The organism is Streptomyces canus (genome assembly GCF_001514145.1).
Taxonomy (GTDB): Bacteria; Actinomycetota; Actinomycetes; order Streptomycetales; family Streptomycetaceae; genus Streptomyces; species Streptomyces canus.
In genome coordinates this window covers 685,168-711,372 of record NZ_KQ948656.1, presented here as the reverse complement: position 1 = coordinate 711,372, position 26,205 = coordinate 685,168, and the positions used below count along the sequence as shown (strand labels likewise).

The following is a 26,205-nucleotide window of genomic DNA, read 5'->3' as shown; positions in this document are numbered from 1 at the left end:
CAGTCGCACGATGACAAGGACACGAACCCTCTTATGGCCCGCCATGGTCGCGGCGCTGGTCGTCCTGAGCATGGGCGGTACGGCACTGGCCCGCGGGCAGGGCGACACCACCCGGCCCACGGCCTCCGGCACGGCCGGCGCACCCTCGCGCGCCGCTGCCGCGAGCCCCGGCTGCGGCAAGGCGCCCACCCTGACGAGCGGTACGTACACGATCCAGAGCGGCGGCAAGAACCGCAGCTTCACCCTGAAGATCCCGGACGGCTACGACCGCAACCACGCCTACCGGCTGATCTTCGGGTTCCACTGGCTGGGCGGCACCTCCACCGACGTCGCCACTGGCCGCACGGTGGAAACGGGCACCTGGGCCTACTACGGACTCCAGCGACTGGCGAACAACAGCGCCGTCTTCGTCGCACCACAAGGCCTCAACAACGGCTGGGCCAACTCCGGCGGAGAGGACGTCACCTTTGTCGACGACATGATCCGGCGGATCGAGGCGGACCTGTGCGTCGACACCACCCAGCGCTTCGCGCTCGGCTTCAGCTACGGCGCCGCCATGTCGTACGCCCTCGCATGTGCCCGCGCGACGGTCTTCCGCGCGGTCGCGGTGCAGAGCGGCGGGCAGCTCAGCGGATGCAGCGGCGGAACCCAACCCATCGCCTACCTCGGAGTGCACGGCCTCAGGGACAGCGTCCTCGGCATCTCCGGCGGGCGGGCGATGCGGGACACGTTCGTCAGGAACAACGGCTGCACCCCTCAGAACCCGACCGAGCCCGCCCAGGGCAGCCTGACGCACCGAGTCACCACCTACTCGGGCTGCTCGACCGGGCATCCGGTCGCCTGGGCCGCGTTCGACGAGGGACACATCGCCGCTCCCCAGGACGGCGCCCCCGGTGACAGCGGCAGGACCTGGGTGCCGGGGGAGGTGTGGAAGTTCTTCACACAGTTCCAGACCTCGGACCCGTCACCGGGGACCGCCACCTGCCGGGTCACGGACACCGTCAGCGCGTGGAACAGCGGTCTGACCTCGAACATCACCATCACCAACACCGGCACCACCGCGATCGACGGCTGGTCCCTTGTCTTCACCCTGCCCGGCGGCCAGGCCATCACCTCCGGCTGGAACGCGGACTACTCGCCCGCCTCCGGCCAGGTGACGGCCAGGAACCTCGCTCACAACGCCACCATCGCTCCGGGCGCCTCCGTCGGCATCGGCTTCCAGGCCGTCCACACCGGTGACACGGCCATGCCGGCCTCCTACACCCTCAACGGCAACACCTGTGCCGGCGCGACCAGTTGAGCAAAGCGGGTACTCAGGTCACGGCGCCGTGAAGGTCCACAGCAGGTTCGTGCTGCTGCCGTAGGTCCATTGCTTGGTGACGGAGCCCGAGGCGACATTGCCGCCACCATCGAGGACCAGGCCGGTGGTGCGGTTGGCGATGGAGTAACGGTCGCCGCCCCGGTGGGTGATCGTCCACTGCTGGTTGGTGCCGCCGTTCCAGGGGGCCTGCCGGGCGGCGGAGCCGTCGGCGGTGGCGCCCCAGCCGTCGGCGACCATGCCGTTCGTGCGGTTGACCAGCCGGTAACAGCCGCCTTCGACAGCCTCCGCACGCCATTGCAGGTTGGGACTGCCGTCCCAGGTCCACTGCTTGAGGTGGGAGCCGGCGGCCACGGTGCCGCCGCTGTCCAGCGCCAGACCGTCGGTGACGTTGGTGATCCGGAAGTACGCAGCCGGGTTGAACTGGACCTGCAGTGAGGTGATGCGGTCGTTGTTGCCGGTGACCCTCAGGTCGGAGTTGTCGGTGGTGAACGTCCACGCGGTGCCGGTGAAGTTGTCGCCGGAGTAGCCGATCACCTGGTAGCCGGGTGCCGGCCGGAGGGAGGAGAGGGTGCCCGGCCCCGGCCCGGTCGTGCGCAGGTCGGCCGCGGTGTAGTCGCCGACGGTGAGCACGGCGGCCCTGCCGGTGTAGTCGACGTCCGTGAAGACAACGGCGCCGGCGAGCGGCCGCAGGCCAGGGATCGTGCCGGAGAAGGCGAGCTTCAGCACATAGGCGTTGGCGTCGTACGGCGCCGAGGACGGCAGGGTGACGGTGAGGCCGGAGGAGCTCTGGGCCGGTGCGGCGAGGTCGACATAGGTGCCGGCGGTGGAGCCGAGGAGCTTCACCGAGGTCAGCGACGAAACGTTGATCCGGTCCGAGCCGAGTGTCTTGATCGTCAGTGAGCTGCCGGGCCAGCCCAGGACGGTCGCGTACAGGACGTTGTTCGCCTTGTTGCGGGTGAAGCGGAGGTCCTGCGCCGTACCGGCATGCGGAGTGGTGAACGAGCCGCCGCCCATCTTCGTCGGGCCCTCGCCGTACGCCGTCCAGGCGCGCGTCTCGTACACCGACTCGCCGAAGCGCTTCAGGTGGTCACCGATACCGAGCAGGATGTCCTTCTGTGCCTGGGGGACGGTGCCGTCGGCCATCGGCGCGATGTTCAGCAGCATGTTGCCGTTCTTGCTGACCCGGTCGATGAACGAGTGCAGCATCTGCTGGATGCTGTAGTAGCCGATGCCCTGGGTGTAGCACCAACTGCTGCTGGAGATGCTGTCGTCGGTGAGCCAGTACGGGGTGGTGAGGTCGGCCGGGCCGCCGCGTTCGTAGTCGAAGACCTCGCCCTTGCCGTTCATGCCGTCCTTGTACGTGGCGACGACCTCGCGGCCCCAGCTGACTGCCTGGTTGTAGTAGTACGCCAGGAAGTTCAGGCGCTGTGTCTCGTCGACGGCGTCCAGGTTGAAGTCCTGCCACAGGACGTCGGGCTGGGCGCGATCGATGACCTCCTTGAGCTTGTCGAACCAGAGCTGGTTCTCCGCGGCCGGGCCCAGCTGTCCGTAGAGCTTCTTGAGGCTGGGGTCGGTCTGGGCGGGGGCGAACTCGTAGAAGCCGGTGAAGTTGTACGCGTGGTGCATGGCCACCAGCAGCTTCAGGCCCTTGGCGCGGATGGCTGTGGAGAACAGCCGCAGCAGGTCGAGGCCCGGGCCCTTGGTCACCGAGTTCCACTCGTTGACCTGGCTGTCCCACATGGAGAATCCGTCATGGTGCTCGGCCACCGGGCCGGCGAACCTGGCGCCGGCGTCGACGAACAGCTGCACCCACTCGTCCGGATCGAACTTCCCGCCTGCCGACTTCAGCTTGGGTGCGAACTTCACGGTGGTGCCCGCCAGGTCCTGAGCCCCGTTGATGAAGTTGTGGTAAGGCCAGGCCGATGGTTGGCCGTACGTCGCGATGTGGTGCTGGTTGGCGTTGCTGCCCGCGTGGTACATGTTGCGCGGGTACCACTCGTTGTCGAAGGCGGGGACGCTGAAGACACCCCAGTGGAAGTAGATCCCGAACTTCGCGTCCTGGAACCACTCCGGGGCCGGCGGGTGCTGGTCGACCGAGTTCCAGTCGGGTGTGTACGTGGTGGACGCCGCCTGGGCGACACCGGAGCCGATCGCGCTTCCGGCAACGGCCGCCGCGGCCACGCCGGTGGCACCGGCCAGCACATGGCGTCTGCTGATCGAACTCGACATGGAGACATCCCTGGGGCGGAAGGGCAGCTTGTTACGCATGACGGTCTGTCATGTCTCCATGTGATGTCAATCGGCATGCAGGGATGAATATGACTACGCGGTGAGGCGACTTGTCCTCTTAGTTGCGCTTTATTGCGTATATGCCGGCAAGGAAACATCACATGTCTTGCGTCGAACGCACCCCAGTATCATCAACGTCACCCTTGGCATGCGGACTGCGGCACGGGTCGGGGCGCAACGTGGAGAAAGGGATGCGCGGTGTCTCTGACAGACAAGGCGATCGAGCAGATCCGTGAGTTGATCCGGACCGGAGCCCTGCCTCCGGGGTCGAAGCTCCCTCCGGAGCCGGACCTGGCCGCACAGCTGGGACTGTCCCGCAACCTCGCCCGGGAAGCCGTCAAGGCCCTGGCCGTCGCGCGGGTCCTGGAGGTCCGGCGGGGCGACGGTACCTATGTGACCAGCCTGCAACCGAGCCTTCTCCTGGAGGGACTCGGGGGAGCGGTGGAGCTGTTGCAGGGTGACTCGGTCGCTCTCCAGGACCTCATGGAGGTACGGCGGCTTCTCGAACCGGTTGCCACGGGCCTTGCCGCGACCCGGATCTCCGACGACCAACTGGCCGAAGTGAAGGGGCACTTGGACGCCATGCGCGAGGCCCGTGACGACGTCGAACGGCTCAACGCCCATGACGCGGCCTTCCACCGGGCCGTCGTCTCGGCCACGGGCAACGAATCCCTGCTCGCCCTCCTGGAGGGCATTTCCGGCCGTACGCTGCGTGCCCGGATCTGGCGCGGTCTGGTCGACATCCAGGCGGCGGGCCGCACCCTCGCCGAGCACGAGGCGATCTTCGCGGCCCTGTCCGCACGCGACGCGGCGCTGAGTCAGGCCGCGGCGCTGCTGCACGTGAGCAACACCGAGAAGTGGCTGAGGCAGCACCTGCGCTCGGCCGAAGCCCTGCCCTCCGGCACGGCCTCGGGCTGATGGGCGAGCGCGGCACACCGGCGGTGCCACGAGGTCGGGGGCCGAGCCGAAAATGCAGAAGACTCTCCCACATGACCCGCGAGACGGCCCGAGCCCGCGTTCGTCCGTTCCCAACACCTTCACCCGAGGAGTCCCCGATGACCGCCGCCTTCCACGTACTGACCACTGGCTACGCCGATGCACGGGTGGCCGGCACCGTCACCCTGCTCGTCGACGGCGAGACGATCGCGATCGTCGATCCCGGCATGGTCGCGGACCGCCGGCTCATCCTGGATCCGCTCACGCACCACGGACTGAGCCCGCAGGACGTCACCGACGTGGTCTTCAGCCACCACCACCCGGACCACACGCTGAACGCGGCCTTGTTCCCCGAAGCCCGCTTCCACGACCACATGGCCATCTACCGCGACGACATCTGGGAGGACCGTGACGCCGACGGATTCCGGCTCTCGCCGTCGATCGCCCTCATGACGACCCCCGGCCACACCGCGGAGGACGTCAGCACCCTGGTCACGGCCGCCGAGGGCCTGGTCATCCTGACCCACCTCTGGTGGACCGCCGAGGGGCCGGCCGACGACCCCTTCGCCCCCGACCGCGAGCAGCTGCGTACGGCCAGGGAGAAGGTCCTGGCCCTCGGCCCGGCCCTGATCGTGCCCGGCCACGGAGCGCCGTTCGTGCCGTCGTCGTCGACGCCACTCTGAGGCGTGTGCACTCGTGTGTACGTCTCACCACCGGCCCCGATTCCAGCTGCCCCATGGCGCCCGAGCCGACGCCGCACTGGCGCTCGGGACGTTCGTATTGGTGGCGGTCGTGGAGGGGCAGCTGCTGCGGAGCGGGGAGGGCTCGACGCCCGTGCGCCTCGCGTCCTGGCTGCTGATCGTCGTGGTGTGCGGAGTGCTGCTGTTCCGGCGCCGGTACCCGGTGGCGGTGGGCTGGTGCACGGCGCTGGGCACGGGCGGCTACTACCTGTTGAGCGATACCGACGGTCCGCTGGTCGTGGTGCCGATCGTGGCGTTGTACGCCATCGCGGCCCAGGGCCGGCTGCAGGCCGCCGTCGCCATGGCGGCGGCGATGGTGATCGGCATATTCGCGGGCACCTTCGCGGGTACCGGCGACATCAACGGCACGACGGTGTTCATGCTCACCGGCTGGCTGGCTGGCTGGCTGGCTGGCTGGCTGGCTGGCTGGCTGGCTGGTCGCGGTCGTGGCGCTGGGCACGGTACGGCACCACCGGGCGGCCTATGCCGAGGAGGAGGCGCGACTGCGTGCCACCGAGGAACGGCTGCGTATCGCCCCTGAGGTGCACGATGTGATCGGGCACAACATCTCGATGATCAACGTGCAGGCCGGTGCGGCGCTGCATCGGCTGAAGAAGGACCCCGCCCAGGCCGAGGAGGCGCTCGGCGCGATCAAAGCGGGCAGCCGGGAGACCCTGCGGGAGCTTCGGGCCACCCTCGGGGTGCTCCGTCGGGTCGACGAGGCGGCACCCACGGCACCCGCGCCAGGGCTCGCCCGGGTGGACGAGCTGGTGGCTTCGGCGAAGCTCGCCGGGCTCACGGTGCTGATCGTGCGGACCGGGGTGGAACGCCCGCTGCCCGCCCCGCTCGCCCGGCGCCTGCCCAGGGTGGCGCTGGAACGCCCTGCGGACAGCTGACCAGCGCTAACGGTTCCGCTCGTGCGGCGAAGGGCCCCACGCAGAGCTCTCGGCTGGAACTCCGGTCGAGAGCTCTGCGTAGTGGGGAGGCCCGCCATCGGGCTGTGCGCTGACAGTCGCTCGGCCGTCAGCCGTCCCCTCCGCCCCATCCGTGTTCTACCGCCCCATTGTGCAGAGCCAACGGCCGCCTTACTGTTCGACTTTGCCTGAGTCTGTTTGATGCTGATCGCTCAGGCGAGAGGGAGGCCGCAGTGCGAGCTCATCCGATCGATTCAGAGACTGCGAGACCCGGTCGTCGTGGGTGGTGGAGGGCCGTCATCGCGACGGCCGCGACCATCGCCCTGGCCGTGGGCATGGCCGCGCCCGCCACGGCGCGGGAGGCGGACGCGCCGACATCCACCGCCCCACCTGCAGCCAACGCGCAGGCGCACACGGTGACTCTCGACGGCTACTCGTTCCTTGTCGACGGCAAGCGGACCTACCTCTGGTCCGGCGAGTTCCACTACTTCCGGCTTCCGAGCCCGGACCTGTGGCGGGACATCTTCCAGAAGATGAAGGCCGCCGGCTTCAACTCCACCTCCCTGTACTTCGACTGGGGATACCACTCGCCCAAGCCGGGCGTGTACGACTTCACCGGAGTACGTGACGTCGACAAGCTCCTCGACATGGCCGAGGAAGCCGGGCTCTACGTGATCGCGCGCCCCGCGCCGTACATCAACGCGGAGGTCGACAGCGGCGGCCTGCCCGGCTGGCTGACCACCAAGGCCGAGAACAACCGCAGCGACGACCCGCGGTTCCTCACGTACGCGGACGAGTGGCTGACGCAGATCGACAAAATCATCGCCCGGCATCAACTCACCAACGGCACCGGGTCGGTCATCGCCTACCAGGTCGAGAACGAGTACTACAACGGCTCCGCCTCCGCCCGCTCCTACATGCAGCACCTCGAGGACAAGGCCCGCGCCGACGGCATCACCGTGCCGCTGACCGGCAACAACAACGGCACCTTCAACTCCGGTGCCGGTGCTCTGGACGTGGACGGCCCGGACTCCTATCCGCAGGGTTTCGACTGCTCGAACCCCTCGAAGTGGAACGGTGTCCCCGACATCAGCTACGACCACCCCGCCGGCAAGCCGCTCTACTCCCCGGAGTTCCAGGGCGGCGCCTTCGACCCCTGGGGCGGTCCGGGTTACGACAAGTGCGCCGAGCTCATCAACGATCAGTTCGCCAACGTGTTCTACAAGCAGAACATCGCGGTCGGTGCGACGGCGCAGAGCTTCTACATGACCTACGGCGGCACCAACTGGGGCTGGCTGAGCATGCCGCAGAACTACACGTCGTACGACTACGGAGCCGCGATCCGCGAGACCCGACAGCTCGATCCGAAGTACGACGAGGACAAACTGATCGGGTACTTCACGCAGTCGGTGGCCCCGCTGACCAAGACCGACGCGATCAGGACCACGCCACCGGACGACTCCGCGGTCGTCGACACCGCCCGGATGAACCCGGACACCAAGACGCAGTTCCATGTGCTGCGGCACGGCAACTCCACGTCCACGGCGGTCGACAGGACCCACATCTCGCTGGACTTCAACGCCCAGCCGGCCACGGACACCACCTACACCTGGGACGACCCGGACTCCGCGCTCCAGTACGCCGGTTCGTGGTCGCACGTGGCCAACCAGAGCTACACCGGAGGCGACTACAAGAAGACCGAGTCGTTCTCCAACAAGGCCGGTGACTCGGTCACCGTCCCCTTCGACGGCACCGCGATCCGCTGGATCGGCTCCAAGACGAACAACCACGGCAACGCCGACGTCTACCTGGACGGCACCAAGGTGGCGACGGTCGACGACTCCGGCGGCGAGAACCAGGCCGTGATCTTCCAGAAGACCGGCCTGGCGGCCGGGGCGCACACGCTGAAGATCGTCGTCTCCGGGACCCACAGCGCGGGGTCCACCGACAACTACGTGGCCATCGACGCCATTGACGTGCCCACAGGTGACGCCGCCGCGCAGCCGACCTATCCGGTCGTCCCCCAGCAGCCGGGCACCGCGATCACGCTCGACGGACGCGACTCCCACGTGATCGTGGCGAACTACCGCCTCGGGGACGCGCAGTTGCAGTACTCGACCTCGGAGATCATGACCGGCGCGACCATCGGCGACCGGGACCTCGCCGTGCTCTACGGCGACCAGGACAGCGACGGCGAAACCGTCCTGCGCTACTCCTCCAAGCCCACCGTGACCACCAGCGGCGGCACCGTCACGAGCACCTGGGATCCGGCCACCGGTGACCTGCGGCTGAACTACACCCACAAGGGCCTGATCCGGATCAGCGTCAGCGGCGCCGGACAGCGCCCGCTGCTGCTGCTCGTGGGTGACAAGGCCACCGCGAAGACGTTCTGGCGTCAGGACACCGCGACCGGCCCGGTCCTGGTGCGCGGCACGCACCTGCTGCGGACGGCGACCAGCCTGAACGGCGGCCGTACGGTGGCGCTCACCGGCGACAACGCCGACGACAAGAACATCGAGGTTTTCACCTCCGCGGCCCGCGTCACCTGGAACGGCCGGCCGGTGGACACCCGGGCCACCGACACCCGGAGCCTCACCGGCACGATCGCGACGGCCGCCGCGATACACCTGCCGGCCCTGACGAACTGGAAGCACGCCGAGGAGTCCCCCGAAGCGGCCCCCGGCTTCGACGACACCAGCTGGCAGGTGGCCGACAGGACGACCACCAACAGCGTCTCCGGCATCAACAAGCTGCCGGTGCTCTACGCGGACGACTACGGCTTCCACACCGGCAACACCTGGTACCGCGGCCGCTTCCGCACCACCGGCAAGGAGACCGGCATCCACCTGGTCTCGGACTCCGGCGGAGGCGCACAGGCGTTCTCCGCCTGGCTCAACGGCACCTTCCTGGGCAGCTCGACCACAGGCAGCGCCGACTTCACCTTCCCGGCCGGTTCGGTCAAGTCCAAGGGCGACAACGTCCTCTCCGTGCTCACCGTGAACATGGGGCACGAGGAGGACTACAACTCGACCAACGGCAACAAGACCGCGCGCGGCCTCACCAGCGCTTCCCTGGTCGGAGCCCCGCTGACCTCCGTCACCTGGCGCCTCCAGGGCGTACGCGGTGGCGAGGACCTGCAGGACACGGTGCGCGGCCCGCTCTCGACGGGCGGCCTGTACGGCGAGCGGGCGGGATGGTCCCTCCCGGGTTACCCGGACGGCAAGTGGAACCGGGTCACCCTGCCGACGACCGACACCCACCCCGGGGTGTCCTGGTACCGCACCGATGCCACTCTGGACCTGCCCCACGGCCAGGACACCTCACTCGGCCTGACGTTCACCGACGACCCGTCCCGCAAGTACCGTGCCACGCTCTTCGTGAACGGCTGGCAGGTCGGCAACTACGTCAACTACCTCGGCCCGCAGCACACGTTCCCGGTCCCCAACGGAATCCTGAACCCGAACGGCCGCAACAGCATCGCCATCGCCGTGTGGAACCTGGACGGCAGCACGGGGGGCCTCGGCAAGGTCTCGCTCACCGACTACGGCAGCTACGCCTCGTCCCTTCGCGTCGCGCAGAACGACAGCCCGCGTTACGACGCCCGGAAGTACGCGATGCCGAAGCGTCCGGGAGTGGAGGTCGCCCTGGACGTGCCCGACACGGCTCAGCCGGGAGAGGCCTTCACGGCCCGGACGACCGTGCGGGTGCCCAAGGGCGCACCGCCCGCGTCCAGGCCGACGGCCTCGCTCTCCGCACCCGACGGCTGGAGCGTGAGCGCCACGAGCCCCGTGTCCCTCAAGCTCCTGCCGCCGGGCGGATCGGCGACCTTCGCATGGAAGGTCCAGCCACCGACAGGGGAACTGCCCTCCGCGTCCGCCCTGACCACCACCGTGCACTACCTGCAGAACGGACGGCAGGCCACTGGTGAAGACGAGCGCATCATCGGCGGGATACCACCGGCGCCGCCGGCCGGGACGAGCGCTGTGAGCGACCTGCCGTTCCTGTCTTCCACCAACGGATGGGGTCCGGTGGAGCGTGACAGCAGCGTCGGCGAGCAGGCGGCCGGGGACGGCCGTGCGATCAGTATCGGCGGAGTGGGGTACGCCAAGGGCCTCGGCACCAATGCGCTCAGCGACGTCCAGCTCTACCTCGCCGGAAACTGCTCGCGGTTGACGGCGCAAGTGGGCGTCGACGACGAGACGGGTGGTGCGGGAACGGTGACGTTCTCCGTGATCGCCGACGGCAAGACGCTGCTGACCACCCCGACGATCCGCGGCCGCCAGGCCGCCGTCCCCATCGACGTCGACGTCAGCGGCGCCCAGGTGGTCGACCTCAAGGTCGGCGACGGCGGCGACGGCAACGGCAACGACCACGGCGACTGGGCGGTACCGACACTGACGTGCGGCTGACGGCCGTACAGAAATAGTGGGTCCCGGATTCTGCTGTCCGTGCCTCGCGAGGCACGGACAGCAGAGGCGCGTCACCGTGACGGTGCTCAGGCGCGCTGACGCTCCTCCCGCTGCCGGACCAGTTCCTCGACCGCGCTCGGCAGGGTCGTCTCGAAGTCGATCAGCTTTGCCCAGGTCGGTGTGACGACGATGCGGACCATGCCGTCGTAGTAGAGCGAACGCACCTCCGCCTCCCACTCGACCCGTTGCTCGGGGGTCATCTCGTAGGTGGTGGTCGGCTGGAGATACTCCTCCGGGATGCCGTCGACGAAGTCCAGCTCGGCCCGACCCCGGATGAGGAGGATCTTGGGCGGGTGCACCTCGGTGTCGATCGTCAGGGCGACCGCCGGGTTCTCGCGCAGGGCCGGGAGCTTCGGGGCGTTCTTCGAGGTGCACATGACGATCTCCGAGCCGTTCCAGACGAACGCGACCGGGACGTTGCGGGGTGTGCCGTCCTTGGCGACGTACGCCAGGCGGGTCACGTCGCGAGCCAACAGCTCCTGACTGATCGGTCGGTTCAGAACCTCGGTGATCTCGTTCGTGTCCACGGTTGTTCCTCCGTTGTCCTTCTCGGTCCGGCCGACGAATCGTTGGGGTCGGTCATACCTGGGACGGAGTCGGCGCCACATTCTCGACACCCGGAAACACGGGAGTTCTAGTGGTTGTCGCTCCAGCTCGGGCGGCGCTGAGGAGGCCCGGCGAGGAGCACTTGCTCGATGCAGGCGTACCGTTCGCGTGCACGACGGGCGCTGCGCCGTCCGCTCAGGATGGTGGCCAGCCAGCCGCAGGCGAAGCCCACCGGTACGGAGACCAGGGCGGTGGTGGTGAAGGGAAACCAGTTCAGGTCGGCCTCCGGGAACGCTGATGCCGGGGAGCCGGAGACGAGCCGGGTGCCCGGCATCAGTGCGAGGACGGCCACCGAACCGCCGATCAGCGTGCTGAGCAGCCCGGACTTGGTGAAGCGTCGCCAGAACAGCGAGTAGACCAGCGCGGGCGCGAGGGCGGAGGCGCCCATGCAGAAGGACAGGGTGGCCAGCGGTTGAAGGCTGCGGTGCTGCGCCAGGGCAGCCAGCAGCACCACCGGTACGCCCACGATCAGCGCGCCGGCCCTCGCCAGGGTCATCTCCCGCAGGGCCGGCATCCCCCTGTGCCGGGAGGCGGCGACGTCGTGCGCCAGGGAGTTGGCGCAGGCGAGCGTCATCCCGGCGACGGACGCCAGAAGGGTCAGGAAGATCGCCGTGGTGACGGTGCTGAACACCAGGCTCTCGGCGCGGGAGACGTCGGGGCCGAACACGGCACGGGCGCCCAGCAGGTAGGCGGTGCTGCCGTGCGGGTCGGCGGCCGTGATCCGCTCGCGGCCGACCAGTGCCGTGGCGCCGAGGCCGATGACGGTGATCACCAGCATGAACAGGGCGACCGAGGACACCGCCCAGGACATCGTGCGGCGTACCTGGCGGGCGTTGCCCGCGGTGTACATCCGCATCGTGACGTGCGGCAGACAGGCGCCGCCGAGCACGATGGCGACCTGCGTGCTCACCATGTCCACTGCGGGGTACGGCCCGTCCGCGAACTGCAGGCCGTACTGAAGGAACGCCTGGCCGGCCCCGCTGCGCTGCGCGGCGGTGTCGACCAGCGTGCCCGGGTACCAGCCGAAGGTAGCGAGGATGAGTACGGCGACCACGAGACCGGATCCGAGGAGCATCACCGTCTTGATGATCTGGATCAGCGCGGTCCCCCTCATCCCGCCCAGGGCGGCGTAACTGATCATCAGGATGCCGGCGCCGGCGATGCAGCCGGTCTGCATGGCACGGTCGGAGAAGCCCAGGATGAACGCCAGCAGCTGTCCCACGCCCGCCAGTTGCACGATCATCATCGGGATCAGCGACACCAGGGTCACCACACACGCGGTGATGCGCACGGCCCGCCCGGGGACACGTCGGCTCAGTGCGTCACCCATGGTGAAACGGCCGGTGTGGTGCAGGGGTTCGGCGAGCAGGAACATCAGCAGGAGCAGGGACAGCAGCGTGCTCAGGGCCAGGACGACTCCGTCGTAGCCGCACAGGGCGATGACCCCGCCGATGGTGAGCACGGTCGCGGCGGAGATGTAGTCGCCGGCGACCGCCAGGCCGTTGCGCAGCGGGGACAGCGTTCGATAGCCGGTGTAGAACTCCTCCAGGTCGTCGCGGTCGGGGCCGGTCAGGATGCACAGCAGGAGCGTGAGGGTGACGACGCTGCAGAACGCGACCAGGGACCAGGACTGCGCGGAGCCGCCGAGGTCGGTCATGCCTGTGCCCGTCCGTCGCCGTCGGCGGGTGGCGCGTAGCGGCTGACCCTGCGGGCCAGGGGATCGACGAATCGCCGTGCCGAGTACTCGAACAGCAGGACGGCGAGCCAGGTGACGGGGATCTGTACGACGGCGAGCAGCAGGCCGGTGGGGAGCCCGCCGGGGGCCGGGCGAGCCATGAGGGCGGGGGCCTTGACGGTGAGGGTGAGGAAGACGGCGAAATAACCGAGGGCGGCGAGGGTGGCCACGCGTCGCTGCCACCGGCAGGCGCGGCGCAGGACGCGCAGGGCGCGGTGGTAGCTGGACCACGAACGCTGACGGGTCCCGCTTCCCGGGCGCTCTCCGGCCGACGCGGGGGACGGCGGCCGGAGAGCGGTGGGGGAGGGGACCCGTCCGTCGTGCGGGTGCGACAGGGATAATTCCGAGCGGTCGTAGGACATCCCAAAGCTCCTGGCACGGTGGGGGCGCGGTTCGGGTCACGGCACGTTATGCGGGTGTCCGGGCGGAGCACGGGTGTTCCGTTGAACTTTCTGCCGGGAGCTCCGAAGCCGAGCAGGGCGCGGTTGGTGTCTGTGGTGAGGGTGTGGCGGGAGTGTCTCCTGTGTTCCCTTTTGCTTCGAATTCGCTCACCCGTACGTCGTACGTCAGTCCCTGTCGACAGGGTGATGACCGGTACGTCGAATGCCGCAGTGGAGTGCCGTCCAACGAGGGGGTGGTACTGCTGGCATATGCCTGCCGACTATCGCGCTGCCTGAACGTGCCCCGGTGGCGTCCCGAGGCGCAGGGCCCGCTGGCCACCGCAGCGCGCGGGCCTTGCTGGAACCGTTCCGGGTCGGGGGTGAGGCCAGACAGAGCGGGGGTGTCGGTCGGTCCGGGCGTGACGGAAGTCCGTGACTTTCTCGTCGCCTGGCGCGCCGACGGCTGCTCCTGCATCCGGAAGCGGTTCCAGCGAGCCGTCGACGACGGCGATCTGCCCCCGCAGACCGATCCGGGGCCGCCGGCCCGCTACGTCACCACCTTCGCCTACGGCATTGCCGTCCAGGCCGCGAGCGGTGTCGGCCGTGACGAACTCCAGGAGCTGGGTGACGCCGCCCTGCGCAACTGGCCCCTCTTCTGAGAGCCGCCCGGCATACGTCTTCGAGCCCCCTCCGTAGTGATCACTCGGCGGTGAGTTCCTCGAGTTGCTCGGCCGCGGTGATGTTGCCCCGGTCGGCGAGGCGTTGTAGCTCGTCCATGTCGTCCTGCTCGGTGGCGAGTTCGATCAACTGGTCGGTGGCTGTCGCGCTGCCGCTGTCCGACAGGCGTCGCAGCTCTTCGAGGTTGCCTTGTTCCGCGGCGAGTTGGATGAGTTCGTCGGTCGCTGTGGAGCTGCCCGCGTCGGCGAGGCGGCGCAGTTCGTTCAGGTCGCCGCGTTCGGTGGCGAGTTCGGTCAGTTCGTCGGCTGCGTCGGTGTCACCATGTGCGGCGCGTTCCCGCAGGGCTGACAGGTCGGGTTCCGTCATGACGGGCGCCTCTTCCGTGGTGCCGGTTCCGGACCGGTCGGTTCGGGGCTCTGGGCTGGTTGATCACCTGGGGTAAGGAGTCTTCCCGAGGTGCGCAACGCGTCTCGGTGTGCCTGCCACTCGTCGACCAGCCGGGGCAGGCGTTCGGCGAGGAACTCGGCCAGCGCGACCATCTCCTCCAGCGGTGCTCGGCGCTCCGGCGGGGCGTCGGCGAGGAGGGCCAGGCCCTCCCGGAACAGCGTGGCGTGTTCCTGGTGGAGAGCGGCGTCGAAGTTCTGCGGCTGCCGGCTGTCCGGGTTCAGTCTCACCCGGTCCCTGCGCTCACCAGCGGTGCGGGTGCGCCGGGCCATCCCGTAGTTCTCCAGCAGTTTCACTGCCCCGGTGATGGCGCTGCGACTCGCCAACAGGGCTTCGCTCAGTTCGTCGATGGACTGCTGCGCGGGATCGCACACGAAGAGGAAGCCCAGCAGGCGTCCGGCCATGGGCGGGAAGCCGTACTGGCGGGCGTAGAAGCGGCCGACGTGGTCGGCGAAGAGAAGGTGGGCGTCGTTCGGCACGCCTGCCAAGGTAGCATTTTCGGCTGAGATGACAATTATTTGTGTCATCCCAGTCTTCTGATCAGGAGAGTCCGGACGCTCTCAGAACCGCTCGCGCGGTCTCGTCGTCGATCCGGTGACCGAGCTGTCCCAGGACGTCCGTGCCCTGGAGGAGCGTGCCGCGGTCGACGGAGCGGTGGACGCCGGTGTCGAGTTCGTGCCAGATCAGCGGGTTGGCGGCGAGGACGCGGGGGTCGAGGTCCAGGCGTCCGCCGTGGGTGTCGCGCAGGACCAGGCGCGCGGACACGCCGCCGTACTGCCGTACGGTCACCAGCGCGTCCGTACGCACGATGTGCCTGCGCCAAGGCGTGCGTGCCTCCAGCCACCCGGGGCCCGCCGTCACCTGGGGCGGGAGCAGGACGGCGAGGACGGTGACGGACAAGGTCAGCCACAGCAGAGTTCGCAGGAGCGTCAGGGTGCCGGCGTCCCAGTCCACGAGAAGGGAGAGGGCACAGAACACCAGGGCGCAGATCGCCGCCAGTCGGGCGCTGCCCCGCCAGTGGCGGTCACCGGCCAGGACCCGCCGGTCCATCCGTGTCATAGCGCTGACGTTAGGCGGCTGTGCGGATCCGGGCGGCGGTCCCTGACGGGGTCCTGACGCCGTACGGGCGAATCCTGACGGGCTCCTGACGCCGACGTCGTAGCCAGCCGGTGATTCAGCCGGTGTGGACGCGGGGACGCCGGGCGCGGTCCGGTTCCGCCTCGCGCAGGACCTCACGAGTGACCGGTGCGACCTCGCCCTGGCCGAAGAGGAAGAAGCGCAGGAAGTTGGCGAAGGGATTGCCCTCGGTCCACTCGAAGTACATGTGCGGGGTGCAGTTCGTCGCATCCCGGACGTGCAGGAGCAGGGCGGCGAGGGCGTTGGGGACGGAGGAGGACTCCAGAGTCAGCACGCGGTAGCGGTTGTGGAGGACCTCGCCGCGTACGGTCAGACTCGCCTCGAACTCGGAGGGGTCGGTCACCGTCACCTCGACGAAGACGAAGTCCTCCTGCTCCGGCATGTCGTTGTCGGCCCGGATCTGCTCGATCTTGTCGCGGTACTCGGCCTTGTCGCGCTGGTCCGGCTCGTTGGCGATGAAGCGCATCTTGCGGCTCGCCATGTCCCGGACGAATCGTTCCGCCATGTCGTCCAGCGTGACGCTGGTGACGCGGAGCTCGAAGGCACGGGCCAGACGGGAGAGCAGGGAGATGAGGATGATGCCTGCGATGAAGCAGGCGCCGATCTTGACGCCGTCGGGGCGTTCGACGACATTCGCGACGGTGACGTAGAGCAGGACCGCCGAGACGACGGCGAAGCCGATGGTCCAGCCCCGCTGCTGGGCGCGGCGGGCGGCGATGGTGACGGCGATTGCCGCCGAGGACATCAGGACCAGGACGCCGGTGGCGTACGCGCCGCCCTGCGCGTCCACGTCCGCGTCGAAGATCCACGTGACGAGGAAGCCGACGAGGGTGAACACGATGACCATCGGGCGGACGGCCCGTGCCCAGTGCGGGGCCATGCCGTAGCGGGGCAGGTAGCGGGGCATCAGGTTCAGCAGGCCGGCCATCGCCGAGGCGCCCGCGAACCACAGGATCGCGATCGTCGAGACGTCGTAGACCGTGCCGAAGGCGCCGCCCAGGTATTCATGGGCGAGGAAGGCGAGGGCGCGTCCGTTGGCCTGGCCGCCGGACTCGAACTCCTTCTCCGGAATCAGCAGTGTCGTGATGAAGCTGGTGGCGATCAGGAAGACGCTCATGATGAGCGCGGCGGCCGTCAGCAGTTTCTTCGTGTCGCGGATACGGCCCCTGGGGTCCTCCTCAGTGTCGCCGTCGTCGCCCTGCACGTGCGGCATGACCGCGACGCCGGTCTCGAAGCCGGACAGGCCGAGCGCGAGTTTGGGGAAGACCAGAAGGGCCACGCCGACCATGGCGAAGACGTTGCCGTGCTCGGCGGTCAGCGCGCTGGACCAGTCCGTGATCACGTGGCCGGCGGTGGCGACGTGCCACACGCCGACGATGACCACCACGACATTCAGCGCGAGGTAGACGGCCACCAGGGCGACCGCGACGCCGATGGCCTCCAGGAAGCCCTTGAGGAACACCGCGCCGAGCAGGGCGACCAGGATCAAGGTGATCAGCATCTGCTTGTCGTGCAGGGTGCTGGTCAGGTGCGGGTTCTCGACCAGGTGGGTCGAGGCGTCCGCCGCCGAGAGCGTGATGGTGATCAGGAAGTCGGTGGCGGCGAAGCCCAGCAGGGTCAGGACGAACAGTTTGCCCTTCCAGAAGGTCAGCAGCCGTTCCAGCATCGCGATCGAGCCCTCGCCGTGCGGGCTCTCCTCGGCGACGCGTCGGTAGACCGGCAGGGCGCCGGCCAGGGTGACTATGACGAGGACGATGGTCGCGACCGGCGACAGGAGACCGGCCGCCAGGGCCGCGATGCCCGGCTGGTAGCCGAGGGTGGAGAAGTAGTCCACGCCGGTCAGACACATCACGCGCCACCAGCGCTGGCCCTTGTGCGGGGGCTCTGGCTGGGCGTGCGGTCCCGTGTGGCCGCCCTGCTTGCCCATGTCGGACAGGCCCTCGAGCATCCACGTCCGCAGACGGCTCGGCGGCGGGTGTTCGGTGGTGGCCATCGGCTTGCTCTCCTGATGTGCGGCTCGGCGTCGGGTTCCGGCCATCACGCGGACGGCGGCACCAGCGTATGCAGAGCGTGATGCAGGGGCCCACGGATGGGCCATGCGACGGCGTCAAGCTTGCGTTAAGGCCGACCGCTGAAGCGTCTGTGGCACATCAAGGTGTGGATATTTCGGGCGCATGGGAACGGGTTGGGCCGTATGGGGCGGCGGTCAGGGGATCGGTGGCGGGCACCCAGCGTCATCTCGTACGCCGGCTCTTGTGATGACGTACGAGCCTCGGCCGACCACGGCCGGGCTGTGACCTTCTCCACTACTCGGTGATACCGTATAGCGGTACTCGGTGGCACGCAGTACCCGGGGCTGGGGAGGAATCGCGATGGACGATCTGACGGAGATGCTGAAGGGCACGCTCGAAGGGTGCGTGCTCGAGATCATCGGACGCGAGGAGACCTACGGGTACGCCATCACTCGTCAGCTGAACGAGCTCGGCTTCGTCGACGTCGTCGAGGGGACGGTATACACGATCTTGCTGCGACTGGAGAGGAACAAACTCGTCCAGGTGGCGAAGCGGCCGTCCGGCGTCGGTCCGCCGCGCAAGTTCTACGCGCTCAACGAGGCCGGGTGTGAGGAACTCGCGAAGTTCTGGGCGAAATGGCAGTACGTCTCGTCACGCATCAACAGGCTCAAGGAGAGCGGGAGATGAACTTCTGGGAGACCATCACAGGCAGCGATCTCACCAGGGAATGGAAGGCGTTCGAAGCCCGCGCCGAGGCCCTGCCGGACGACTACCAGGCGGCGTGGGGGCAGATCATCGCCCACCTCTTCCCCTATGGGGGCTTCACCGGCCGCAACCTGATGCCGATCCTCGACGCCGCCCTGGGGCTGCTCGAGGTGGCGGCGGCGGACGGACAGAGCCTCCAGGAGGTGCTCGGCGACGACATCCCGGGCTTCTGCACCGCGCTGGCGGGTGGGGAGGGGGCTCGAACCTATCGCGACCGGTGGCGTGAGCAGTTGAACAGGAACGTCGCAAAGAAGCTCAGCAGGCTGGGAGGCTGACGTGAGCATCCAGGACATCATCGAGGGCAAGAAGCAGTGGCGGGCACACATGGCCCGGGTCAAGGCGCTCCCGCAGGACTACCGGATCGTCTACAAGGAGATGCAGAGGTACCTGTTCAAGGTCGGACCGGTCGACCTGCCTGACGGACCCCTGCTCCCCGGGATCGTCGACTTCTTCGAGGAGGGCGTCGCCGCGGGCAAAGGGGTCTTGGAACTCACCGGCAACGACGTCGCCGCGTTCTGCGACGACCTGGTCAAGGACTCTCCCACCTTTGCGGAGGTCTACCAGCAATCCATCAGCGGGGAACGCGGCACGGCCGAGAAGTGACACCCGCCGCCCCCATGCCGGCGGGCGGAGCCCGCACGCGCGGTGCGTTCACCTCAGGGCAGCGCGAACAGGCGTCGGCCGATGGCGCTTACAGGCGTCGAGTTCGCCGGCACGGCTCTTCAACCGGGTCTCGTAAGCATCCTGCTCATGTCTTGGGACATGCCATGCAGCGGACACATTCCCGCCCCGCGGATCTACGGCTGAGGTCCAGCTCGTAGTGGCTCTCGCGCTGTGTTTGCAGCACGTGGAGCACCGGTCGTGGTGGACGTCGTAACTGACCGGTCCGGCAAGGAATGTGGCACTCACACGGCTCTCCCATGAGTGCCGTCAACGTCCCGTCAAACAAGCCTGAGGAACCGTCAGGGATGTATCAAGGCCGGCCGCCGGTGGCCGGATCCGATCGCAGACTGATCGGCGACGGAGGACGGGTGACCGTCCGTGGCGGGACCTTGGAGGGACCGTGACGATCACGGCCGGCACAGCGCGGACACCTCAGGAGGGTGGCGCACAACCACCGCGAAAGGTGGCCGTGCCGCCGGGCGGCCCCGGACCACGGCCACGAGGTGGAGCGCGGACGGGCGATCCCGGTCCGGGGCCGCGCCCGAGACAGCAGGCCCTGGCCGCGCGGGCCGTGCTGCGCCGCCGCTTCTGGGCCACGGTGCCCGCGCGGCTGCGTCTCCTGCGCACGGCCACGGCTGTACTCACCGCCGCCCTGGCCCTGCTGCTACTCGTCGCCGGGCTCGCCGCGAACGGCACCTGGGACGGCGTGGCCGACCGTGACGCACCCCGCACCACCAGCGCAGCCGACCTCAACCTCGCCCTCAACGACATGGACGCGCAGGCCGCCAACATCCTGCTGTCCAACGGGGACGCGGGGAAAGGGCGCCTGAAGACGCCGTACGACAAGGCAGTCGGCTTCTACGGCGACGCGCGGCGCGGGATCGGTCATGACCTGCGGACACTGGCCGTCGCGGCGCAGGGGAACCGGGCCGACGAGAAGACGGTCGAGTCCCTCACCGACGACTTCGCCGAGTACCAGGAACTCATCGGCCGCGCGCTGGAGAGCGACGACCGCAGCGGCGGCGAGGCTTCCGCGGTCGATGAATACCGCCGGGCGACGGACCTCCTGCAGAGCAGACTCCTGCCCGCCTCGCGCATGTTGGTTTCGTCCAACGACGGCTCCTTCGAGTCCCGGTACGTCGCCGCCCGCTCGACGCTCTCCGGTCGGCTCATCGCGGTTGTCGCACTCGGGGTCCTGCTGCTCACCGCGCTCGGCATCCTGCAGTGGTACCTGGCCCGCCGCTTCCGGCGGATCCTCAACCCCGCTGTCCTGACCGCCACCGTCTGCGCCCTGCTCGCGGTGATCCTCGGCGCGCAGATGCTGACCTCCACCTCCGGTCAGCTGCGGGGTGCCCGCCGCGACGCCTTCGACTCCGTCGTCGCGCTGTCCCGTGCCCGGGCCGTCGCGTACGACGCCAACGCCGACGAGAGTCGCTACCTCCTCGACCCCGAGCGGCGTGCCGAGTACGCGGACGCTTTCCTGACCAAGTCGCAGAAGCTGTACGGCATCCAGGGCGTGACCCTCACCACGTACGACGTCGGGCTCGCCACCACCTGGAAGGCGTATGAGTCCGACCACCAGGACCTGCGCTTCACCGGGGAGTTCCGCCGCGAGCTGGACAACATCACCTTCCCTGGGGAGCGGGCGGCAGCCGAGAAGACGGTGGAGACGTACGCCGTGTACCAGCGTGACGACCGGAAGATCCGGGCGCTGGTGGCGGCCGGGAAGGAACAGGAGGCCGTGGAGTTCTGCATGGGCTGGGAGCCCGGCACGTCCAACGCGCACTTCGGGGCCTGGATGACCGCGCTGGACAAGGTGACGGACATCAACCAGGCTCACTTCGCGGCGTCCGTGCGTGCAGGCCGGTCCGCTGTGAGCGGTCTGCTGCCATGGGCGTGCGGTCTGTTGCTCGCCGCGATGCTGCTGACCGCGCTCGGGCTGCGGCCACGGCTGGCCGAATTCCGCTGACCCCCGTGGCCCCTCGCCGAGCACTGCTCAGCCGTCCGCCAGCCGGGCCTCCTCCAGGTCGAGGGAGCGCTGGAGCCTTCTCCGCGTTGTGTCGCTGATGGCGTGCTCGTCGTAGAGGCGTTGCAGTTCCATGGCTTCCACGGCGATCAGAGCGCGGCGCAGCCGGCGGTAGACGAGGTCGGCGGACCCGGCCGGAGCCGCGGTCGTGCTGTCGTCGGCGAGGCGGTCGCGGGCGTCGTCGAGGCGGGCGGTGAGCCCTCGGTGGAGGCGTTCGACGACGACGTCCGGTACGGCTTCGAGGTCCGAGAGCTCGTCGAGTCGGCGGATGCCGGCATCGGCGAGGTGACAGCGGGCGGATGCTTCCTCGCGCTCGGTGTGGTCGGGCTCCAGGGCGATACCGGAGCGGCGCACGACCGGGGCGAGGGTGAAGCCCTGCACGACGAGGGTGACGACCACGACCGAGGTGGTCAGGACGAGAACCAGGGGACGGTCTGCCAGTGCCGCACCCGCTTTCGTGGTCTCGGGGATGGACAGGGCGGCGGCCAGGGGGACTACTCCCCGGGTGCCCGCCCAGGTCAGGACGAGCGGCACCCGCCAGTTCATCCGCTGAATGCCGCCCCTGCGCTGCACCACGGCCGACAGGGGCGCCAGCCACAGCAGCCGTACCGCGATCAGCGTGCCCGCCACCGCGAGGGCATACAGCGGCCAGGCCCGGTCGCCGTCGTCCAGTGCCTGCACCTGTGCGGGCAGGGCCAGGCCGATCAGCGAGAACACCACGCTCTCCAAGAGGAACACCACGGTGCCGTAGACGGCGTGCAGTTGGAGCCGGATGCGGGCGTTGGTCAGCCGGTCGCCGCGGCCGCCGAGGACCACGCCCGCGACCACCACGGACGTGACCCCGGAGGTGTGTGCCGCTTCCGCGAGGACATAGGCGGCGTACGGCGTGACCAGGGCGATCACCGTCTCCAGCACCGGGTCCTCGGTGCGCCGTCGGATCAGCGCGACCACCCCGGCGACCGCGGCGCCGACAAGCGTGCCGCCGCCCGCGAGCACCACGAACTCACTGCCTGCCGAGCCCCAGCCGACCGCCGCGGTGGCCACGGCGACGCTCACCGCGACGCGGTACAGGACGAGCGAGGTCGCGTCGTTGAACAGGCTCTCCGCCTGCACCAGCATCTGGACCTTCGGCGGCAGCGCGAGCCGTCGGCCCAGGGCAGTGACCGCGACCGGGTCGGTGCTGGCCAGGATCGCGCCGAGCACGAACGCCATCTGCCACGACAGGGGAGTTACCAGCGAGGCGACCCAGCCGACGGCCGCCGCCGAGGCCAGCACCAGTCCGATCGCGAGAATCCCGACCGGCCGCCACACCGCGCGCAACTCACGCCAGGACAATTCCTCCGCACTGGCGTACAGCAGTGGTGGCAGTACGACGAGGCCGATGATCTCTGGGCTGATCTCTATCTGCGGAGTGCCCGGCAGCAGCGCGACAGTCAGGCCCGCGACGACGAGCAGGGAGGGCGCGGGAATGCGCCACCGGCGGGCGAAAGTCGCCACGACGGTGGCCAGGATGACCAGTGCCAGAACCGTGCCGACGCCGCGCATGCCGTCCCCCTGGGACTACGAAGGAGCCGCTCTGACTCCCCGCCGACCAGACTTCCCGGCACACCGCACTCACCCTATCCGGCCCAAGGATGTCAAGACAGTGTCAAGGTCGCCGTGATCGGCGCCAAGAACGCGCTAACGCGGGCCCGGCCGCCCGTCGAAAGCGCTTCGGTAGGGGGAAGCAACCCGTCTCCCGTGGGAGTTGAGGCAGTGAGCGGAGCGCGTCGGCGGCGATGAGTGACGTACGGCCCGGACGGCTGAAGGTCTACCTCGGGGCGGCCCCGGGAGTCGGCAAGACCTACCGGATGCTCGATGAGGGGCGGCGCCGTGCCGCCCGTGGGGCGGATGTGGTGGTCGGCTTCGCAGAGTGCCACGACCGGGCCCGCACGGAAGAGATGCTGGACGGCCTGGAGGTCGTGCCGCGTGCCCGCTGTTCGTACCGTGGCGGGCGGTTCGAGGAGATGGACCTCGCCGCGGTCCTCGCGCGTCGCCCGCAGGTGGCGATCGTCGACGAGTTCGCGCACAGCAACGTTCCGGGGGACGGCCGCAACCCCAAGCGCTGGCAGGACATCGAGGCACTGCTCGCTGCCGGCATCGACGTCGTCACGGCGCTGAACATCCAGCACCTCGAGTCCCTCAACGACGTGGTCGAGAAGATCACGCATGTGCCGCAGCACGAGACGGTGCCCGACGACGTCGTCCGGCGCGCGCACCAGGTGGAGCTGGTGGACATGCCGCCGGAGGGGCTGCGCCGCCGGATGGCGCACGGCAACATCTACGCCCCCGACAAGGTCGACGCGGCTCTCGCCAACTACTTCCGGCCCGGCAACCTCACGGCGCTGCGGCAGCTCGCGCTGCTGTGGGTGGCCGACCGGGTCGACGAGGCCCTCCAGGACTATCGCTCGCAGCACGGCATCGGCGGTGTGTGGGAGACGCGGGAACGGGTCGTCGTCGCGCTGACCGGTGGGCCGGAGGGCGACACGCTGGTCCGGCGGGCCGCCCGGATCGCCGCGCGGTCGGCGGGCGGCGATCTGCTGGCCGTGCACGTGGCCCGCAGCGACGGACTCGCCGCCGGATTCTCGCACGCCTCACTGACCCGCCAGCGGCGGCTGGTGGAGGATCTCGGCGGCAGCTACCACTCCGTCGTCGGCGACGACATCGCCACCGCGCTGGTGGAGTTCGCCCGCGCCGAGAACGCCACCCAGCTGGTCCTCGGTACGAGCCGCCGGGGCCGACTGGAGCGGTTCCTGACCGGGCCGGGCACCGGGGAGACCGTGACCGCGCTGTCGGGCGACATCGACGTCCACCGCGTCACCCACGAGCGGGCAGGCCGCGGCACCCTGCTGCCGTCCCGGCGACGCACCCTGTCCACGGCCCGGCAGATCGCGGGGCCGGTGGCCGGACTGGTGCTGCCGGTGCTGCTCACGGTCGTCCTCGCACAGGTACGCGGGACGGTCAACCTGACCAGTGAGGCGCTGCTGTTCCTGCTCACGGTGGTCGGCGTGGCCTGCATAGGCGGGGTCTTGTCGGCGCTGATCGCGTCGGTGACGGCGTCCCTGCTGCTGAACTACTGGTTCATCCCGCCCATCGGCTCGTTCACGCTCGAGGACCCCAACGCGCTTCTCGCGCTCGGGGTGTTCGCGGTGGTGGCCGCCACTGTGGCCGCCGTCGTCGACCGTTCCCTGCGCCTGTCACGCCGCTCGGCGCGTGCCACCGCCGAAGCCGAGACCATGTCCTCGCTGGCCGGCAGCATCGTGCGGGGCGGAGCGACGATCCCGGCACTGCTGGGACGCACGCGGGAGACCTTCGGCATGGAGACGGCGGAACTCGTCGACGAGCCGCCCGATGCCGAGGACGCCACGGTGGTGCCCGCGGGGCCGGAGGCATGGCTCGCGTTGCGCGGACGCACTCTGTCGTCCTCCGAGCGGCGGGTGCTGGCCGCGTTCGCCGCACACGTGGGCTCGGCCGTCGAGCGGGCCCGGCTTGCCGAAGCCGCGGCCGAAGTGGAGCCCGTCAAAGCCGCGGACCGGATGCGTACGGCACTGCTGCGGGCCGTCGGACACGACCTGCGCACCCCGCTCGCCGCAGGCTGGGCGGCCGTGACCTCGCTGCGCAGCCGTGAGGTGGAGTTCTCGCCGGAGGACCGCGACGAACTCCTGGCCACCGCCGACGAGTCCATGGCCAAGCTGAACCGCCTCGTGGAGAACCTCCTCGACCTCAGCCGCCTGGATGCCGGGGTCCTCACGCTGAACCTGCGGGCCACGACGCTGGAGGAGGTGCTCCCGATGGCGCTGGCCGACGCGCCAGGGGCCGAGGTGCGGGACATGGAGGAGATCCCGGCCGTGCTGGCCGATCCGCCGCTGCTGGAACGCGTCGTCGCCAACCTCGTCGGCAACGCCGCCCGCCACACCCCGCCCGGACAGAAAGTGCTGGTCACCGCCAGCGCACTCGCGGGCCGGGTCGAACTGCGTGTCGTGGACCGCGGTCCCGGCCTCCCGCCGGCCGGCCGCGACCGCCTCTTCGAGCCCTTCCAACGGCTCGGCGACACCGACAACACCACCGGCCTCGGCCTTGGACTCGCCCTCGCCCGGGGCCTGACCGAGGCGATGAACGGGACCCTCACCCCCGAGGACACCCCCGGCGGCGGCCTGACCATGGTCGTGTCGCTGCCCTTCGCCGAACGGACCGAGCCTGTGCCCTCCCCGACCGGCCCGCACCACCCGCGTGGTGCGCGCAACGTAGGCGGTGCGTGAAGGGACGACTCCAGAGGAGGCCGTCTCCGAGGGCGTCACTCCAGGCCGGAAACCTTGAAGACGGCCTGGGCGGCCTCGCGGTCGACGCGCAGGGAGAGGCGGCGCAAGGCGGTCGCTCCGCACAGCAGCGTGCCACCGGCCGCAGCCTTCCGGGCGCCCGCCTCCAGACGAAACCACAACGGCGGGTTCCTCACCAGGACTTCGGGGTCGATCTCCACCCGCCCGCCGAACGCGTCCCGCAGCACGAGCCGCTGGGAGACGCCGTCAAGGCAGCGGACGGACACCAGCAGATCTGTACGGACGCGTCGCTCGCGCAGCGTCCTACGCACGGACAGCCAGTCTTCGCCGGCCCGGACGCGGGCGGGACACAGCACGACGAAGAGGAGCAGCGCCGAGGCGACCCACAGTGCGCCGCGCCAGAGCGACAGCCGGTCCGTGCCCCAGTCGAGGAGGAGGGTCAGGGCGAGCAGCACGCCGGCGCAGCGCACCGAGTCCCGCACGTCGCGCGCCCAGAGGAGATCGTGCGCCGCGTCCGCGGGGCCGCGCGCGTCGTTGCGGGGTGCCATGCGCCGACCGTAGGTATCCGCATGGCCGGATCGCCTCCCTTTTGACGCCACTCTGACGGCTCTGTTCCAACGGCTCTGTCACCTGGGTCACATCACCGTCAAGGACCCGTCAATGTCGGCCCGTTCGGCGCGAAGAACTCGCAAGGAGCAGTCCGTCCCGGCCGGAGACGGACACAACCTGAGTGCACCGCGCACACCACAGCCCTCATGCGCGGCCAAGGGAAGC

General features: G+C 69.3%; 22 protein-coding genes. 12 read left to right on the top strand and 10 right to left on the bottom strand.

The features are described from left to right. The first annotated feature begins 10 nt into the window (after positions 1–10). On the top strand, positions 11–1,300 hold the full coding sequence (locus AQJ46_RS03125; protein ID WP_079072119.1) for a cellulose binding domain-containing protein: 1,290 nt from the start codon (positions 11–13) through the stop codon (positions 1,298–1,300). Between the two features lie 18 nt (positions 1,301–1,318). Here AQJ46_RS03125 and AQJ46_RS03120 read toward each other — a convergent pair whose 3' ends face one another. Further along, positions 1,319–3,550, bottom strand: coding sequence for an alpha-L-fucosidase (locus AQJ46_RS03120; protein WP_059204407.1), 2,232 nt, complete (start codon positions 3,548–3,550; stop codon positions 1,319–1,321). Positions 3,551–3,808: 258 nt separating this feature from the next. On the opposite strand from AQJ46_RS03120, the gene AQJ46_RS03115 reads away from it, so the two are divergent. The 5 genes from AQJ46_RS03115 to AQJ46_RS03095 all read left to right on the top strand — a co-directional run bounded on the left by AQJ46_RS03115 (position 3,809) and on the right by AQJ46_RS03095 (position 10,609). Further along, entirely contained in the window at positions 3,809–4,528 is a 720-nt protein-coding gene (locus tag AQJ46_RS03115) for a FadR/GntR family transcriptional regulator (protein ID WP_057613156.1), read from the top strand. Positions 4,529–4,665: 137 nt separating this feature from the next. Then, positions 4,666–5,229, top strand: a complete 564-nt coding sequence (locus tag AQJ46_RS03110) for an MBL fold metallo-hydrolase (protein WP_059204071.1) — start codon at positions 4,666–4,668, stop codon at positions 5,227–5,229. 100 nt (positions 5,230–5,329) lie between these two features. After that, a complete protein-coding gene (locus AQJ46_RS57015) occupies positions 5,330–5,827 on the top strand; it encodes a DUF7134 domain-containing protein (RefSeq protein ID WP_059204070.1) in 498 nt (165 codons plus the stop codon). Then, entirely contained in the window at positions 5,733–6,182 is a 450-nt protein-coding gene (locus AQJ46_RS57010; RefSeq protein ID WP_225887221.1) for a sensor histidine kinase, read from the top strand. Before AQJ46_RS57015 ends, AQJ46_RS57010 begins: the two co-directional genes overlap by 95 nt. 353 nt (positions 6,183–6,535) lie before the next feature. Then, entirely contained in the window at positions 6,536–10,609 is a 4,074-nt protein-coding gene (locus AQJ46_RS03095) for a beta-galactosidase (RefSeq protein WP_404828370.1), read from the top strand. 86 nt (positions 10,610–10,695) lie between these two features. On the opposite strand, the gene AQJ46_RS03090 is transcribed toward AQJ46_RS03095, so the two are convergent. The 3 genes from AQJ46_RS03090 to AQJ46_RS03080 form a co-directional block, all read right to left on the bottom strand. After that, a complete protein-coding gene (locus AQJ46_RS03090; protein WP_059204067.1) occupies positions 10,696–11,196 on the bottom strand; it encodes a pyridoxamine 5'-phosphate oxidase family protein in 501 nt (166 codons plus the stop codon). Between the two features lie 107 nt (positions 11,197–11,303). After that, complete coding sequence (locus tag AQJ46_RS03085) at positions 11,304–12,932, bottom strand: sodium/solute symporter (protein ID WP_059204066.1); 1,629 nt, start codon at positions 12,930–12,932, stop codon at positions 11,304–11,306. Then, on the bottom strand, positions 12,929–13,372 hold the full coding sequence (locus AQJ46_RS03080; protein WP_059204065.1) for a DUF485 domain-containing protein: 444 nt from the start codon (positions 13,370–13,372) through the stop codon (positions 12,929–12,931). Before AQJ46_RS03080 ends, AQJ46_RS03085 begins: the two co-directional genes overlap by 4 nt. A 437-nt stretch (positions 13,373–13,809) precedes the next feature. Between AQJ46_RS03080 and AQJ46_RS03075 the strand changes: the two genes are divergently transcribed. Beyond that, positions 13,810–14,049, top strand: a complete 240-nt coding sequence (locus AQJ46_RS03075) for a hypothetical protein (protein ID WP_404828359.1) — start codon at positions 13,810–13,812, stop codon at positions 14,047–14,049. Positions 14,050–14,089: 40 nt separating this feature from the next. Here AQJ46_RS03075 and AQJ46_RS55325 read toward each other — a convergent pair whose 3' ends face one another. From AQJ46_RS55325 to AQJ46_RS03055, 4 genes are all read right to left on the bottom strand, one after another. Then, complete coding sequence (locus tag AQJ46_RS55325) at positions 14,090–14,434, bottom strand: hypothetical protein (RefSeq protein ID WP_208616863.1); 345 nt, start codon at positions 14,432–14,434, stop codon at positions 14,090–14,092. Further along, a complete protein-coding gene (locus tag AQJ46_RS03065) occupies positions 14,431–14,991 on the bottom strand; it encodes a GbsR/MarR family transcriptional regulator (RefSeq protein WP_107117189.1) in 561 nt (186 codons plus the stop codon). The genes AQJ46_RS55325 and AQJ46_RS03065 overlap by 4 nt, the downstream gene beginning before the upstream one ends. Positions 14,992–15,052: 61 nt before the next feature. Continuing rightward, the gene (locus AQJ46_RS03060; RefSeq protein WP_059204063.1) at positions 15,053–15,571 is read right to left on the bottom strand and encodes a hypothetical protein; all 519 of its coding nucleotides are present in this window, start codon (positions 15,569–15,571) and stop codon (positions 15,053–15,055) included. A gap of 115 nt (positions 15,572–15,686) precedes the next feature. After that, the gene (locus AQJ46_RS03055; RefSeq protein ID WP_059204062.1) at positions 15,687–17,642 is read right to left on the bottom strand and encodes an APC family permease; all 1,956 of its coding nucleotides are present in this window, start codon (positions 17,640–17,642) and stop codon (positions 15,687–15,689) included. A 379-nt stretch (positions 17,643–18,021) separates the two neighbouring features. Here AQJ46_RS03055 and AQJ46_RS03050 point away from each other — a divergent pair, with 379 nt between their 5' ends. The 4 genes from AQJ46_RS03050 to AQJ46_RS03035 all read left to right on the top strand — a co-directional run bounded on the left by AQJ46_RS03050 (position 18,022) and on the right by AQJ46_RS03035 (position 21,058). Continuing rightward, on the top strand, positions 18,022–18,348 hold the full coding sequence (locus tag AQJ46_RS03050; protein ID WP_059204061.1) for a PadR family transcriptional regulator: 327 nt from the start codon (positions 18,022–18,024) through the stop codon (positions 18,346–18,348). Next, the gene (locus AQJ46_RS03045; RefSeq protein WP_059204060.1) at positions 18,345–18,701 is read left to right on the top strand and encodes a DUF1048 domain-containing protein; all 357 of its coding nucleotides are present in this window, start codon (positions 18,345–18,347) and stop codon (positions 18,699–18,701) included. The genes AQJ46_RS03050 and AQJ46_RS03045 overlap by 4 nt, the downstream gene beginning before the upstream one ends. Before the next feature lies 1 nt (position 18,702). After that, on the top strand, positions 18,703–19,029 hold the full coding sequence (locus AQJ46_RS03040) for a DUF1048 domain-containing protein (RefSeq protein ID WP_059204059.1): 327 nt from the start codon (positions 18,703–18,705) through the stop codon (positions 19,027–19,029). Between the two features lie 460 nt (positions 19,030–19,489). After that, positions 19,490–21,058, top strand: a complete 1,569-nt coding sequence (locus tag AQJ46_RS03035; RefSeq protein WP_159063985.1) for a hypothetical protein — start codon at positions 19,490–19,492, stop codon at positions 21,056–21,058. Between the two features lie 27 nt (positions 21,059–21,085). Here the strand turns inward: AQJ46_RS03035 and AQJ46_RS03030 are convergent, their stop codons facing one another. Next, positions 21,086–22,660 (bottom strand): Na+/H+ antiporter, encoded by a 1,575-nt coding sequence (locus AQJ46_RS03030; RefSeq protein WP_059204057.1) that lies wholly within the window; start codon positions 22,658–22,660, stop codon positions 21,086–21,088. 233 nt (positions 22,661–22,893) lie between these two features. On the opposite strand from AQJ46_RS03030, the gene AQJ46_RS03025 reads away from it, so the two are divergent. Continuing rightward, complete coding sequence (locus AQJ46_RS03025; RefSeq protein WP_059204056.1) at positions 22,894–25,413, top strand: sensor histidine kinase; 2,520 nt, start codon at positions 22,894–22,896, stop codon at positions 25,411–25,413. Positions 25,414–25,448: 35 nt separating this feature from the next. On the opposite strand, the gene AQJ46_RS03020 is transcribed toward AQJ46_RS03025, so the two are convergent. Then, positions 25,449–25,979 carry a hypothetical protein gene (locus AQJ46_RS03020; protein ID WP_059204055.1) on the bottom strand — a complete coding sequence of 177 codons (531 nt, stop codon included), beginning with the start codon at positions 25,977–25,979 and terminating at the stop codon, positions 25,449–25,451. Positions 25,980–26,205 lie beyond the last annotated feature (226 nt).